Source organism: Streptomyces sp. NPDC032745 (assembly GCF_055579465.1).
The window spans coordinates 101181-115691 of sequence record NZ_JBVING010000011.1; the positions used below are offsets into that span (position 1 = coordinate 101181).

General features: G+C 67.6%; 14 protein-coding genes and 1 tRNA gene. 5 read left to right on the plus strand and 10 right to left on the minus strand.

Translation table 11 applies throughout. The features are described 5' to 3' along the window. Window positions 1–10 precede the first annotated feature (10 nt). Complete coding sequence (locus ACZ5WG_RS26845; RefSeq protein WP_468726667.1) at window positions 11–1831, minus strand: bifunctional metallophosphatase/5'-nucleotidase; 1821 nt, start codon at window positions 1829–1831, stop codon at window positions 11–13. Window positions 1832–1977: 146 nt separating this feature from the next. Here ACZ5WG_RS26845 and ACZ5WG_RS26850 point away from each other — a divergent pair, with 146 nt between their 5' ends. The 4 genes from ACZ5WG_RS26850 (at window position 1978) to ACZ5WG_RS26865 (ending at window position 5423) form a co-directional block, all read left to right on the plus strand. Beyond that, window positions 1978–2679: an SIMPL domain-containing protein gene (locus ACZ5WG_RS26850; protein WP_468726459.1), complete on the plus strand. Its 702-nt coding sequence runs from the start codon at window positions 1978–1980 to the stop codon at window positions 2677–2679. Then, the gene (locus ACZ5WG_RS26855; RefSeq protein WP_468726460.1) at window positions 2676–3191 is read left to right on the plus strand and encodes a GNAT family N-acetyltransferase; all 516 of its coding nucleotides are present in this window, start codon (window positions 2676–2678) and stop codon (window positions 3189–3191) included. The genes ACZ5WG_RS26850 and ACZ5WG_RS26855 overlap by 4 nt, the downstream gene beginning before the upstream one ends. 150 nt (window positions 3192–3341) lie before the next feature. Then, complete coding sequence (pyk, locus tag ACZ5WG_RS26860; protein ID WP_468726461.1) at window positions 3342–4769, plus strand: pyruvate kinase; 1428 nt, start codon at window positions 3342–3344, stop codon at window positions 4767–4769. A 183-nt stretch (window positions 4770–4952) separates the two neighbouring features. After that, window positions 4953–5423, plus strand: a complete 471-nt coding sequence (locus tag ACZ5WG_RS26865) for a MarR family winged helix-turn-helix transcriptional regulator (protein WP_468726462.1) — start codon at window positions 4953–4955, stop codon at window positions 5421–5423. On the opposite strand, the gene ACZ5WG_RS26870 is transcribed toward ACZ5WG_RS26865, so the two are convergent. Both ACZ5WG_RS26870 and ACZ5WG_RS26875 read right to left on the minus strand, forming a co-directional pair. Next, window positions 5424–6167 carry a transcriptional regulator gene (locus ACZ5WG_RS26870; protein ID WP_468726463.1) on the minus strand — a complete coding sequence of 248 codons (744 nt, stop codon included), beginning with the start codon at window positions 6165–6167 and terminating at the stop codon, window positions 5424–5426. Window positions 6168–6276: 109 nt separating this feature from the next. After that, window positions 6277–6351, minus strand: a tRNA-Leu gene (locus tag ACZ5WG_RS26875). Between the two features lie 75 nt (window positions 6352–6426). On the opposite strand from ACZ5WG_RS26875, the gene ACZ5WG_RS26880 reads away from it, so the two are divergent. Then, window positions 6427–7101, plus strand: coding sequence for an ANTAR domain-containing response regulator (locus ACZ5WG_RS26880; protein WP_468726465.1), 675 nt, complete (start codon window positions 6427–6429; stop codon window positions 7099–7101). 66 nt (window positions 7102–7167) lie between these two features. Here ACZ5WG_RS26880 and ACZ5WG_RS26885 read toward each other — a convergent pair whose 3' ends face one another. The 7 genes from ACZ5WG_RS26885 to ACZ5WG_RS26915 all read right to left on the minus strand — a co-directional run bounded on the left by ACZ5WG_RS26885 (window position 7168) and on the right by ACZ5WG_RS26915 (window position 14462). Next, complete coding sequence (locus tag ACZ5WG_RS26885; RefSeq protein WP_468726466.1) at window positions 7168–7884, minus strand: ABC transporter ATP-binding protein; 717 nt, start codon at window positions 7882–7884, stop codon at window positions 7168–7170. Then, window positions 7881–8870 (minus strand): ABC transporter ATP-binding protein, encoded by a 990-nt coding sequence (locus tag ACZ5WG_RS26890; RefSeq protein ID WP_468726468.1) that lies wholly within the window; start codon window positions 8868–8870, stop codon window positions 7881–7883. The genes ACZ5WG_RS26885 and ACZ5WG_RS26890 overlap by 4 nt, the downstream gene beginning before the upstream one ends. Further along, window positions 8867–10597, minus strand: a complete 1731-nt coding sequence (locus tag ACZ5WG_RS26895) for a branched-chain amino acid ABC transporter permease (protein WP_468726469.1) — start codon at window positions 10595–10597, stop codon at window positions 8867–8869. The genes ACZ5WG_RS26890 and ACZ5WG_RS26895 overlap by 4 nt, the downstream gene beginning before the upstream one ends. A gap of 5 nt (window positions 10598–10602) precedes the next feature. Continuing rightward, the gene (locus ACZ5WG_RS26900) at window positions 10603–11535 is read right to left on the minus strand and encodes a branched-chain amino acid ABC transporter permease (protein ID WP_030292127.1); all 933 of its coding nucleotides are present in this window, start codon (window positions 11533–11535) and stop codon (window positions 10603–10605) included. Window positions 11536–11644: 109 nt separating this feature from the next. After that, entirely contained in the window at window positions 11645–12883 is a 1239-nt protein-coding gene (locus ACZ5WG_RS26905; protein ID WP_468726470.1) for a branched-chain amino acid ABC transporter substrate-binding protein, read from the minus strand. Window positions 12884–13415: 532 nt separating this feature from the next. After that, entirely contained in the window at window positions 13416–13826 is a 411-nt protein-coding gene (locus ACZ5WG_RS26910) for a hypothetical protein (protein ID WP_468726471.1), read from the minus strand. Between the two features lie 165 nt (window positions 13827–13991). Continuing rightward, a complete protein-coding gene (locus ACZ5WG_RS26915) occupies window positions 13992–14462 on the minus strand; it encodes a PaaI family thioesterase (protein WP_468726473.1) in 471 nt (156 codons plus the stop codon). Between the last annotated feature and the right edge of the window lie 49 nt (window positions 14463–14511).

A 14511-nucleotide genomic window follows, 5' to 3' on the forward strand; every position in this document is an offset into this window, starting at 1 on the left:
GGAGACCCGGCTAGAACACCGCAACCCCGGCCCGGGTCAGCCGCCAGTCCACCGACGCGAACTGCGCCGGATCGATCGTCCCCTTCGCCTTCACCCACTGGATGATCGTGTTACGGATCTCCTCCGAGTTCGCCCACAGCTGCTTCGCCTGCGGCACGTGCGGGAAGTTCCCGCCACCCGACGCCCGGTAATTGTTCACCGCAAGCACGAACTGCGCCGCCGGATCCACCGCCTTCCCCTGGAAGGACAACCCCACGATCCGCGAACCAACCGGCTGCGCGATATCGATGTCGTACGACAGCCCGTACACCGCGTCGTAGTTGTAGTCCGGGACGCTCTCGGAATTCGTCAGCTTCGCCGGGTCCACCGCAGCACCCGGCGCCGTCTGCACGTAGTACCGCGCCGAGTACTCCAGATAGTCCTTCAGCTGCGCGCCCGTCAGCAGCCGCGCCTCCATCGTGTTCTCGAACGGGTACAGACCCGCCGCATCCCTGATCGTCACCTGCCCGGCCGGAATCGACGCCGTACGCGAGAAACACGACGCCTGCGACAGCACCGGCAGCGCCGCCCACTGCGTACCCGCCAGCGCCCCCTTCACCGTGTCCGCCTGCACATGGTTGATCAGGTCGATGATCGCGACGTCCTTGACGGGCCCCTCCGCCGAAGACATCGCCTGCGTGGACGTACCGATCACCTGGTTCACGTACGCCACGACCTTGCGGTGCTCGTCCGACAGCAGCCCCACGATCTTCGGGTCCTCGACCGCCGTGTTCGAGTTCAGCACCTTCGCCGACACCTTCGCCACCGACCAGCAGCCCTTCGACCACGTCAGCTCGAAGTCGAACAGCGTCAGACGCTGCCCCCACTTCAGCGGCTCCGACAGCACCACGTCCTTGCCGGTCGCCTTGTTCTTCACCCGGTACTCCGGGATCTCCGTGTGCGCGTGCCCCACCAGGATCGCGTCGATCCCCGGCACCTGCTCCGCCACCAGACCAGCCGCGTTCTCGATGTACGGCAACTGGTCACCGTAAGAGGACGTACCGCTCGAACCCGAGTGCGCGGACACGATCACCACGTCCGCGCCCATCGAGCGGAGCTTCGGCACGTACTTCGCCGCCTGCTCCTCCAGACCCGGGAACGTCATCTTCCCCTGCACGTTCGCCTTGTCCCAGATCGCGATCCCCGGGTTCGTCAGCCCCAGCACCGCCACCTTCACATCCCGCCCGTGCGGAGTCCGCAGACAGTGCATGCTGTACGGCGCGAACGCCGGCCGCAGCGTCTTCGCATCCAGCGCGTTCGCCCCCAGCAACGGGAAATCGCACTGCTCCTCGAACTTGCGCAGCACCGGTATGCCGTAGTTGAACTCGTGGTTCCCCAGCGCCGCCGCGTCGTACCCGATCGCATTCATCGCCTGCGCCATCGGGTGCACCGGACCACGCCGCGCGGTGATCGGATCCACCTTCGCGTAGTAGTACGACAACTGCGTGCCCTGGATCGTGTCACCCGCATCGATCAGCAGCGTATTGCGGCGACCCTTCTCCGCCCGCACCTGCTCCACGAGCGTCGAGATCTTCGCCAGGCCGACATCGTTGTGCGCCTTGTCGTCGAACTCCTTGTCCGTGAAATAGTCCCAGTTGAAGACGTTCCCGTGCAGGTCCGTCGTCCCCATCACCGTGAACGAGTACGTACGCGGCTTCCCGGCCGCGCCGGCGCCGGCGACCCCGGGCGCCCCCTCGGCCGCCGCGGCCGGCGTGCCCGCGGCCCCCGCCAGCGCAACAGCCGCACCCGTCGCAGCCGAAGTACCCAAAAACGTCCTACGGTCGAACGCCATGCCATCTCCCCTTGTGAGGCGAACAGATCTCGAAGCGTGAACAACGCGCGTAGATTCTGACCGATCGGTAACAACCTGCAACACCCCCACCAGGTTTCGATCCGATGACCACCGAGCCCCCCAGCCGACAGTGCGACAGTGAAACCATGACCCAGGACGCACCGCACCAGCCCTACGGAACCCCCGAAACCCCCCGCGTCGCCGTCCGCGGCGAAGCCCGCCTCGAAGTCGACCCCGAAATCGCCCGCATCGGCATCACCGTCAGCGCCCGCGGCACCGACCGACGCACCGCCCTCCAAGACCTCACCCGCCGCAACAACACCGTCCTCGACCTCGTCAAAAGCTACGGCGACGCCGTCGAAAAACTCGAAACCGGCGCCTTCTCCATCAACCCCGAACTCACCCGCCACGGCCGCGCCGAACGCATCCGCGCCTACCACGGCCGCGTCCACATCACCGCCGAACTTGCCGACTTCACCGCCCTCGGCGAACTCACCACCCGCCTCGCCGACCTCGAACTCACCAGCGTCGACGGCCCCTGGTGGGCCCTGCGCCCCACCTCACCCGCCCACGGCGAAGCCCGCCGCCAAGCCGTACTCGAAGCCGTCCAACGCGCCCGCGAATACGCCTCCGCCCTCGGCGCCGACCTCTCCGCCCTCGTCGAACTCGCCGACCTCGGAGCCGAAAACGCCCTCCCCTTCCAAGCAGCCGCCTCCGGCACCGGCATGCGCACCATGGCCTTCAGCACCACCGAAGAAACCGCCCCGCCCCTCGACCTCGAACCCCAGCGCCAAACCGTCTACGCCCAGGTCAACGCCCGCTTCACCATGACCCCTCCCCAGCTGTGAACGCCGCAGCCCCGGCCGGCGCATGGACCCTCGAGCGACTCCGCGCCGACCACGCCCCCGCCCTCCTCGCCTTCGAACGCGAGAACCGCGCGTACTTCGCACGGACCATCCCCGACCGCGGCGACGCCTACTTCACCGAGTTCGCCACCCGCCACCGCGCCCTGCTCACCGAACAGGACACCGGCCTGTCCCACTTCCACGTCCTCATCACCCGCCACGGCACCCTGACCGGCCGCGTCAACCTCGTCGACATCGAGGACGGCAGCGCCGAACTCGGCTACCGCATCGGCGAACACGCCGCCGGCCGCGGCAACGCCACCGCCGCCGTCGCCGAAATCTGCCGCCTCGCGGGGAACACCTACGGGCTCACCCGCCTCACCGCCGCCACCACCCTCGACAACCCGGCGTCCCTGACCGTCCTGCGGCGCAACGGATTCACCCAGGTCGAGACCACCACCGTCGACGGCCGCCCCGGCATCCGCCACGAACGACCGCTCGCCCCCCAGAACTGATCAAAAAGCGAAGCGACGACACCCCCGGGGGTGCTCATCAGAGCACCCCCACGCACATTCAACAATTGTCAACAAGCTTTTGCCCAACGGTTGTTGAGTGGACACCCGGAACCAATTTCCTACCGCCTGGTAGGGGCATACGCTCGCCCCATGCGCCGAGCAAAAATCGTATGTACCCTGGGCCCCGCCACCGACTCATACGACCAGATCAAAGCCCTGGTCGAAGCCGGAATGGACATCGCCCGCCTCAACCTCAGCCACGGCACCTACGCCGAACACGAGGAGCGCTACCAGCGCGTACGCAAAGCCTCCGACGAAACCGGCCGCAGCGTCGGCATCCTCGCAGACCTTCAAGGCCCGAAGATCCGCCTCGGCCGATTCGCCGAAGGCCCCGTACTCCTTGAACGCGGCGACGAATTCACCATCACCGTCGAAGACCTCGAAGGCGACCGCCACACCTGCGGCACCACCTACAAAGGCCTCGCCACCGACGTCACCACCGGCGAACGCATCCTCGTCGACGACGGCCGCGTCACCCTCGAAGTCACCGGCATCGACGGCCCCCGCGTCCACACCCTCGTCATCGAAGGCGGCATGGTCTCCGACCACAAAGGACTCAACCTCCCCGGAGTCGCCGTCTCCGTCCCCGCCCTCTCCCACAAGGACATCGACGACCTCCGCTGGGCCCTGCGCACCGGCGCCGACGTCATCGCCCTCTCCTTCGTCCGCAGCGGCACCGACATCCACGACGTCCACCGCATCATGGACGAAGAAGGCCGCCGCCTCCCCGTCATCGCCAAAATCGAAAAGCCCCAAGCCGTAGAAAACATCGACGACATCGTCGCCGCATTCGACGGCATCATGGTCGCCCGCGGCGACCTCGGCGTCGAAATGCCCCTCGAACAAGTCCCCATCGTCCAAAAGCGCGCCGTCAAGCTGGCCAAGCGCAACGCCAAGCCGGTCATCGTCGCCACCCAGATGCTCGACTCGATGATCGACAACTCCCGGCCCACCCGCGCCGAAGCCTCCGACGTCGCCAACGCCGTCATCGACGGCACAGACGCCGTCATGCTCAGCGGCGAAACCAGCGTCGGCAAATACCCCGTCGAAACCGTCAAGACGATGTCCCGCATCGTCGAAGCCGCCGAAGAGGACATCCTCGCCAAGGGCCTCCCCCCGCTCACCGAACGCAGCAAGCCCCGCACCCAAGGCGGAGCCGTCGCCCGCGCAGCCGCCGAAATGGGCGACTTCCTCGGCGCCAAATTCCTCGTCGCCTTCACCCAGAGCGGAGACACCGTCCGCCGCCTCTCCCGCTACCGCTCACCCATCCCCCTCCTCGCCTTCACCCCCGACCCCGCCACCCGCTCCCAGCTCAACCTCACCTGGGGCGTCGAAACCTTCCTCGGCCCCCACGTCGACTCCACCGACGCCATGGTCGCCCAAGTCGAAGAAGAACTCCTGCGCATCGGCCGCTGCGTACCCGGCGACATCGTCGTCATCACCGCCGGCTCGCCCCCCGGAGTCACCGGATCCACCAACCTGGTCCGCGTCCACCACATCGGCGACCCCGTACGCTGACCCGCACCGCACCACCCCCGCGTCGGGCGCCTCATCTGCCCGACGCGGCCACGCGGCCACGCGGCCCCGCCGCCCCGTCGGCCTCGCCGCACCCCAACTCGCCGAAGGCCCAGGCGAAATCGACGGCCGACCCCTCCACGACACCTTGACCTCAACCAAACTCGAGGTCCTACGGTGACGCGCATGACGACGACCAAGACCTACCCCCAGGACCGCCTCGCCGCCCAGCCCATCGGCTACTGGAGCCGCGAAGCCGCCACCCTGGTCATCGGCGCCCTCCGCGCCGCCCTCGCCCAGGAACACCTCACCCAGCCCCACTGGTGGACCCTGAACCACGTCGCCGGAGCCCCCGGAACCTGGACCCGGACGGCCCTCACCGAGAAACTGACCCCCTACGACGACCAGAACACCGACTTCCCGGCCGTCTACGACGACCTCACCGCACGCGGCTGGCTGAAGGAACCAGAGGACGGCACCCTCACCCTCACCCTGACCCCGGCAGGCGAAGAAGCCCGCCTCCGCGCCCACGCCCGCAACGCCGAGGTCCACACCCGCTATCGCCAGGGCATAGACGACGCCACGTACGCGGCCACCATCGACACCCTGCGCCGCATGGTCGCCAACCTGGGCGGCGACGGTGACCTGCCGTCCTAGCTAGTACTTCGGCCCGATGTGGGCGTCCATGAGGGCCACGGAGGCCTTGCGGGCGATGGACACGTTGAAGGGGTCGCTGCCGCGGGCCAGGACCGTCCACTGGACGCCGACCTTGGTGAGCGTGTCCGTACAGAGCTTCCGGATGTCGTCGGACTTGTTGGTGAAGAAGTACCGCGGGTACTCGTAGCGCTTGCCGTTCCGGACCGTCCAGTTGGTGATCCGACACCCGTCGGAGTGGATCAGCCCCCGCAGGAACTCCCAGGGGTGGGCATCGACGATCTCCTGCTGCCACCTTTCGAGGGCGATCCGACGCTCGTGTTTCTTGCCCGGCCCGTGCTGCGGAAACAGGCAGGTCCAGTGCCGTCCGTAACTGGTGACGGCGACGCAGCCCTGGCGTTGCAGCACGTAGACCTTGTGGTCGGGTCGCACGGCTGTGATCGCTGCGCGGCACAGCTCGATGAGCCCTGGCCACGCGTCGGCACAGGCGATTCGGAGGTGGTGCCCGCCGCGGGGGTGCGGGCTGATGCAGCCGTCGCCGAGATAGAGGCCGAGAAGATAGGCGTAGGACGCCGCGTGGGCTGGGCCGGAGCAAGATGCCGCGTTGATGCGGGGTAGCGGTTCGATGCGTACCTGCCACGCACGGATGGCGGACCGGGATATGCCGGTTTCCTTGCTGACGGAGTTCATGCTGCGCCCGTCGGCGAGCAGGTCCAGCGCGTGCGTGCGGGTGGCGATGTCGTACATGCGGTCGACGCTGCCGGGCGCAATTCGTTCACGTGGTGCATTTCGGCAGGCTTCGCTAAAACGAGTGATGGTCACGCGAGAGTCGCGTGACCATGGAATCTAAGCAAAGTGCCCCAGGTGGGATTCGAACCCACACTGTCCGCTGTTTGAGAGCGGCCTCTCTGACCAGTTGGAGTACTGGGGCCTAAGAAACGAAGGCTCGGGGAAGCCCTGCGCGAGACCACCTTACCGTAGCTAGGTAGGCTCATGGCAGTTTGTTATGCCCCGCAAAGAGGAGCCTCCAGTGACCGCCGAGCACGAGTCGACGCCCACGCCCGACGCCGACCAGTCGCACGTTCCGCCGCTGACGACCCGCGTCGTCATCGCCGAGGACGAGGCGCTCATCCGTCTCGACCTCAAGGAGATGCTCGAGGAGGAGGGCTACGCCGTGGTCGGCGAGGCCGGGGACGGGCAGACCGCCGTCGAGCTGGCCCGGGAGCACCGTCCCGACCTGGTGATCCTCGACGTGAAGATGCCGGTCCTGGACGGGATCTCCGCGGCCGAGAAGATCGCGGAGGAGTCCATCGCGCCGGTCCTCATGCTGACCGCGTTCTCGCAGCGTGACCTGGTCGAGCGGGCGCGGGACGCCGGGGCCATGGCGTACCTGGTGAAGCCGTTCAGTAAGAGCGACGTGGTGCCGGCCATCGAGATGGCCGTGTCGCGGTTCGCGGAGCTGAAGGCGCTGGAGAAGGAGGTCGCGGACCTCTCGCTCCGGTTGGAGACCCGCAAGCTGGTGGACCGTGCGAAGAGCATTCTGCAGACGCAGTACGGGCTTTCCGAGCCTGCCGCGTTCCGGTGGATCCAGAAGACGTCCATGGATCGCCGGATGTCCATGCAGCAGGTTGCCGAGGCGGTCATCGAGGACGCCGAGGAGAAGAAGAACGCCGCGAAGTAGCGGTACGCAGGCACGCGTGAGGCCCGCCACCGGGGACGGTGGCGGGCCTCACGTTCGAGCGGATCTTTAGTCCTCGCCGAGGTACGCCTTGCGGACGTCCTCGTTGTGGAGGAGCTCCTGGCCGGAGCCGGAGAGCACGATCTTGCCGATCTCCATCACGTGGGCCTGGTCGGCCAGTGAGAGGGCGGCCTGGGCGTTCTGCTCGACGAGCAGGATGGTGGTGCCCGTGGCCTTGAGTTCGGCGATGGTCGCCATGATCTTCTGCATCATCAGCGGGGAGAGGCCCATGGAGGGCTCGTCCAGCATGAGGAGCTTGGGCTGGGACATGAGGGCCCGGCCCATGGCGAGCATCTGCTGTTCGCCGCCCGAGAGGGTGCCGGCGGCCTGCTTGCGGCGTTCGCCCAGGATGGGGAACATCTCGTAGGCGCGCTGGATGTCCTTCTCGATGCCTTCCTTGTCGGTGCGCAGGAAGGCGCCGAGCTGGAGGTTCTCGGCGATCGTCAGCCGGGGGAAGATGTGGCGTCCCTCGGGGGAGTGGGCGAGGCCCAGGGAGACGATCTTGTGGGCGGGGATCTGTGCGAGCGGCTTGCCGTCGAAGGTGATGGTGCCGCCGGCGGGCTTGAGGAGTCCGGAGAGGGTGCGGAGGGTGGTCGTCTTGCCGGCGCCGTTGGTGCCGACGAGGCAGACGATTTCGCCTTCGTTGACCTCGAAGGAGATTCCCTTGACGGCTTCGATCTTGCCGTAGGCGACCTTGAGGTCTTTGACCTCGAGCAGTGCGGTCACTTGGCGTCTCCGTCCGTGCTGGTGGTGCTGGTGGTGCTGTCCGCGTCGGCGTCCGCGTCGGCGTCCGGCTCCGCGTCGGCGTCCGCCTCGGCTTCTGCCGGAGCTTCGGCCTCGGCCTCGGCCGGGGCCTCCGCCTCGGCTTCCGCATCCGCTTCGGCGGCTTCGGCCACAACGGCCTCCGCCGCGCCCGGGTCGCCCTCGAAGGGCTCGCCGAGGTAGGCGGCGATGACGCGCTCGTCGCCCTGGACCTCGGCTGCGGTGCCTTCGATGAGCTTCTCGCCCTGGACGAGGCAGGCGACGCGGTCGCAGAGGTTGAAGATGAAGCGCATGTCGTGCTCGATGACGAGTACGGCGATGCCCATGTCCCGGATCGCGAAGATGAGTTCTTCGGCGGCGCGGGTTTCCTGCGGGTTCATGCCGGCGGTCGGCTCGTCGAGGAGGATGAGGCCGGGGTCGCTGGCGAGGGCGCGGGCGATTTCGAGCTTGCGCTGTTCGCCGTAGGGGAGGTTCTTGGCGAGGTGCTGTGCCTTCTTCTCCAGGCCGATGAACTCCAGGAGTTCCATGGCCCGTGCTTCGCTGGCGGCTTCGGCCTTCTTGAAGCCGGGGCCGCGCAGGAGGGCGGACCAGAGGCCTTCCTTGGTGCGGGTGTGGCGTCCGACGAGGACGTTCTCCAGCACCGTCATGTTGTGGAAGAGCCGGATGTTCTGGAAGGTGCGGGCGATGCCGGCGCTGGTGACCAGGTGGGGCTTGGGCGGCAGGACCGTGCCCTTGTAGCTGACGGTTCCCTCGGTGGGGACGTACAGCCCGGTGAGGCAGTTGAAGAAGGTGGTCTTGCCGGCGCCGTTGGGGCCGATGAGGCCGACGATCTCGCCCGCGTTGACCTTGAGGTCCACGCCCTTGACGGCGGTGAGGCCGCCGAATCGCATGGTGACGCCGCTGGCATCGAGGACGGTCGTGGTGGTGTCTGTGGTGGTCATGGTGTTCACGCCCCCGCCTTGGCGGTGGCCAGGTCCGTGGGGGCCTGGTCAGCGGTGTCGTCGTGGAACTCGAGCTGCGCGCGCTTGTTGGCGATGAGGCCTTCGGGGCGGAAGCGCATGAGCAGGATGAGGGCGATGCCGAAGGCGAGGAGCTGGTAGTCCTGGAGGAAGGCCAGCTTCGCCGGGATCAGGAAGAGCAGTGCGGCGCCGAGGATGGGGCCGCGGATGGTGCCCATGCCGCCGAGGATGACGGCGGCGAGGAGGAACGCGGAGTTCGGCGGGACGGGCCCGGCGAAGACGTAGTTCTCGGGGACGACCGTGCTGTTGACGTGTGCCTGGACGGTGCCGGCGAGGCCGGCGAGGGTGGCGCCGAGGGCGAAGGCGATGAGCTTGACCTTGAAGCCGTTGATGCCCATGGCTTCGGCGGCGGTCTCGTCTTCGCGGATGGCGACCCAGGCGCGGCCGATGCGGCTGTTGCCGGCTCGGGCGAAGACCAGGATGACGAGTGCCATCACGAGCAGCATCAGGAAGTAGTAGTTGGCGTAGGCGCCGAGGACGATGCCGCCGACGGTGTGCGATTCCCCGAAGTTCCACCCGAAGAGTTCGAGGTGGGGGATGTTGGGGATGCCGTTGGGGCCGTTGGTGATGTCGGGGCCGGAGGTGCCGTCGAGGTTGCCCATGGCGATGCGGAAGATTTCTCCGAAGCCGAGGGTGACGATGGCGAGGTAGTCGCCGCGCAGGCGCAGGGTCGGGGCTCCGATGACCACGCCGAAGATCAGCGAGGCCAGGGCGCCCACGATGACCGCTGCCCAGAAGGGGAGCTGGAAGCCGAAGGCGGAGGCGGTGCTTCCGGAGACCAGGGCTGCGGCGTAGGCGCCGACGCCGAGGAAGGCGACGTAGCCGAGGTCGAGGAGGCCTGCGAGGCCGACGACGACGTTGAGGCCGAGGGCGACGGTCGCGAAGATCAGGATGTTGACCGCGATGAGCGTGTAGGTGTCGCCGCTCTGCTGGATGAAGGGGAAGGTGATCGCGGCGGCCGCGGTACCGATGAGGGTGACCTGGCGGTTCTTCGCGGTGAGGAGGCCGAGTCGGTCGAAGAGACCGGACTTGAGGAGGGCGAAGGCCGCGAAGCCGACGATGATCAGGTACGTGACGAAGAGCTGCGGCTCCTTGTCATCGGTGTCGATGCCGAAGGTGACCACGTAGAGGCCGACGGCGAAGGCGGCGATGATGACGAGGATCTCGCCCCAGGAGGGCAGCTTCTTGGCGGGGGCCGCCTTGTGGCTGTCGTCGGGGAGGTAGTACGCGGCGAGGGCCGGGACGAGCGAGCCGATGAGGGCGACGTAGGCGCCGGGCTCCAGGTGGACGAATCCGCCGAGGACCCATGCGATGGCGATGACGGTGAACCAGGTGCCGGCGAGGGTGCCGAGCGAGAGGATCCACACGGGCTTGCGGGCGCCGGTGGGGGTGAGCCAGCGCAGGCCCTTGACGCCGAGCGCGGAGAGCGCGTGGGCGGCGGTGAGGAGGGCGCCGACGAGGCTCAGGAACTGGATGGGGGCCGGGCTGCCGTAGTAGGTGAGGTCACCGGGGAACTCGGCGGTCCAGGTCCAGGCGAGGAAGGCGCTGATGATGGTCAGCAGGCTTCCGCCGATGACCGCGTAGAGCAGTGCGGTGCGGGAGACGGCGCCGGTGGCTTCGGCCTCGGCTTCGAGCGGGAGGGTGGCTTCGTTGGTCATGGTTCTCACGCCCGATCCGCGACGCGCTCACCGAGCAGGCCTTGTGGCCGCACGAGGAGGACGACGATGAGGAGTACGAACGCCCAGACGTTGGACCAGGCTCCACCGCCGAGCTGCGACATGCCGGGGATGTCTTCGATGTAGGCGATCGACAGGGCCTCGGCGAGACCGAGGACGACGCCGCCGACCATGGCTCCGTAGATGTTGCCGATGCCGCCGAGGACGGCTGCGGTGAAGGCCTTGAGGCCGAGGATGAAGCCCATCTCGAAGTTGATCTGGCCCTTGTCGAGGCCGTAGGCGACGGCGGCGACGGCGGCGAACGCGGCACCGATGGCGAAGGCCATGACGATGATGCGGTCGGTGTTGATGCCCATCAGCTTCGCGGTGTCGGGGTCCTGCGCGGTGGCCTGCATGGCGCGGCCGCTGCGGCTCTTCTGGACGAAGACGCCGAGGGCGAGCATGCAGAGCGGGGCGAGGATGAGGACGAAGGCGTCCGCGCGCTGGATGGCGAGGCTGTCGGTGATCTTGAAGGCTTCGCCCTTGAACTCGGGGAAGCTGACGGCCTTCTTGGCGTCCGGGTAGAACTGCCAGACGAGCTGCTGGAGCGCGATCGAGAGGCCGATTGCGGTGATGAGGGGTGCGAGCCGGGGAGCGCTGCGCAGGGGACGGTACGCGAAGCGTTCGGCTCCCATGGCGACGAGGACGGAGACGAGGGAGCCTCCGATGATCATGACGGGTATCGCGATCAGCAGGGAGGTGCCGGTCGGGAGGATGGCGTAGGCGGTGAGTGCGCCGAAGCCGCCGATCATGAAGATCTCGCCGTGGGCGAAGTTGATGAGCTGGACGATGCCGTAGACCATGGTGTACCCGATGGCGATGAGGCCATAAAGGGCACCGAGGGCAAGGCCGTTGGCCAGCTGTTGCGGCAGTTCGTGCACCGCAGGGCCTCCGATGAGCGTGTCGGATAAGACTCCGCGCGAGGGCGCTGTTGCGCCCTCGCGCGGTGGTTTGGTTCAGGTGTAGCTGGTGTTGCGGGGTGCTACGGGATTACTGGTTGAACGTGTCGCTCTTGACGTCGATCCACTTGCCGCCCTCGACCTTGTAGACCGTGAGCTGCTTGTTGGTGGTGTCGCCGTACTCGTCGAAGGCGACCTTGCCGGTCACGCCTTCGAAGGACACCTTGCCGAGGGCCTCGACGACCTTGGCGCGGGCGTCGGTGGGGAGCTTGCCGCCGTTGGCGGCGACGACGGCCTTGACGGCCTGGACGACGGACCAGCCGGCGTCGTAGGAGTAGCCGCCGTAGGCCGCGTAGGGGTCCTTGTAGCCGCCGGCCTGGTAGTCGGCGATGAAGGTCTTGGCGGTGGGCAGCTTCTCGACCGGGTAGCCGATGGAGGTGGAGAGGTCGCCCTCGTTGGCCTCGCCGGAGGCGGTGATGAAGGCGGGGTCCTGGATGCCGTCGCCGCCCATGAGCGGGATGTTGGCTCCGGCCTTCTTGATCTGGTCGGCGAGGAGGCCGCCCTCGGGGTACTGGCCGCCGAAGTAGACGGAGTCGGCGCCGGAGGACTTGACCTTGTCGGCGGTGGAGGAGAAGTCGGTCTCCTTCACGGTGACGTGGTCGGTGCCGACGACCTCGCCGCCGAGCTTCTTGAACTCGTCGGCGAAGATCGCGGCGAGGCCGGCGCCGTAGGTCTGCTTGTCGTCGACGACGAAGACCTTCTTCTTGCCGGCGTCCTTGAAGAGGTACTGGGCGGCGAACTTGCCCTGGACCACGTCGGTGGCGGCGGTGCGGAAGTAGGTCTTGAAGGGGCGCTTGAACTCGCCCTTGCCCCAGTTGTCGCCCTGGCTGAGCGCGGGGTTGGTGTTGGCGGGGGAGACCTGCGCCAGGTTGGCGGAGGCGAAGACGCCCTGCATCTGCTGGGCGACGCCGGAGTTCAGCGGGCCGACGACGCCGACGACGTCCTTGTTGCCGACGAGCTTGGTGGCGTTGGCCTGGCCGGAGGCCGGGACGGCCTGGTCGTCGAGGGCCTCGACCTTGAACTCGATGCCCGGGACCTCGTTGTTCTTGTTGGCCGTCTTGGCCGCGAGGTCGACGGAGTTCTTGATGCCCTGGCCGAGGGCGGAGAGCGAGCCGGTGAGGGGGGCGTCCACGCCGATGACGACGACGGTCTTGGCGCCGTTGGACTTGTCCCCGCCGGTCTTGGCCTCATCGCGCGATCCGCAGGCGGTGAGGGTCAGTGCTCCCGTGGTGATCACGGTGGTGAGGACGAGCAAAGAACGGTGTCGCACGATTCTTCCTTTCCCTGGCGCGGCCCCCTCATTTGAGGTGCCGTTTGGTCGCCGGGCCGCACTGGGAGGTCCACGGCCGTGCTGGGTTGCGCTCTGTGGCGCGGTGACTGGCCGTGACTCTAGGCCGAGGTGGCGAGTGCGGGGAGCGGGGAAAGGATGATGTGACTGTCTTGTTATGCCGAGGCCAAGAATGTGTGGCGGGAGTGCGGACAAAACGGACGTATTGTTACTTCGGGGAATGTCCGCATGGTGAGAATTCGCCGTTCCCCTAAGGGGCTTGGGGGGTTCATGCTCCTGTCATTGATCAAAAGCGGCCAATTGTCGCTGACTGTGCCCGAAGGAATCCGGTGGGTGGCATTCCGCCGGGGAAAAAGGGGATTCTGTAGGGCGTCGGCATTACTGAGGGTAATTTTTCCTCTTGATCCACTTCGGGTGAATCGATCTTGGTTCAGGGTCCTGCGGGCTTCCGACCTGCGGATCGGCCCTCCGCCGCCGGGTGCCCGGAAGCCGGACAGCGCGCGCGGGATTCCGGTCACCCGGCCGGGCTCGGGGGCCGCCAGTTCTCAGAACTCCACGTGGCCCCGTTCTGCTCGGCGCAGCGCTGCGCCACGAATCGGTCGGCCAGTTCAAGTGCCTTGTCCAGACCGGCAGTTCGCTCCTCGGTGCGGCCTGCGGCGACGGCTTCCTCGTGGATCTTGTACTGGTCGTTGGAGAGGCCCTTCTGTTCCCAGTCCAGGCCGGACCATTTGCTGCCCTTGAGGGCCTCCTTCACCCAGTAGGACACCAGACTTGTGCAGATCTGGGCAGGGGAGGAGGGGCTGGATACGGGCGTTGACGGGGTCTGCGGGGCGGTTGGTGCGGAAGTGGAGCATCCGGACATGGTGAGCGCCGTGAGCAGTGCGGTGACGCCGTACCGGGCCGCGATGCGTGGCTGGGTCCCCATGAAGGGAAGGTAGGACGTCACCTTCGGTGACACAACAGTCGTCGCGGCGCCGGGTGCGGACTGGCGGATTCCGGGCAGTTTCGGGGCCGGGCGTATACGCCGCAGGCCCGGATCCGGCCCCCGGGAGGGGCGGGATCCGGGCCTGCGGGGCTCGTGTCGTACGGCTCAGGCCCCGGCGGCGGGGTCCGCGTCGCGCAGCAGGCAGGTCAGGCGGGCGGTGCACACGCGCCGGTCCTGCTCGTCGCTGATCACGACCTCGTACGTGGCGGTGGAGCGGCCGCGGTGCACGGGGGTGGCGACGCCGGTGACCAGGCCCGACCGTACGCCGCGGTGGTGGGTGCAGTTCAGGTCGACGCCGACGGCGATCTTGGTGATGCCGCCGTGCATCATGGCGCCGACCGAGCCGAGGGTCTCGGCGAGCACGGCCGAGGCGCCGCCGTGCAGCAGTCCGTACGGCTGGGTGTTGCCCTTGACCGGCATGGTGGCCACGACCCGCTCGGCCGAGGCCTCCAGGACCTTGATGTCCATCCGCTCGCCGAGGTCGCCCGCCGAGAACAGCGCGGGCAGGTCGATGCCCAGGGCCGAGTACTCGTCGAGGACCTCCTGCGGGAACTTCACAGCGTGCTGCTCACCCATGGGCGGGCTCCGTTCGTCAACGATCGTTAACCATCTTGTCCTGAGGTCG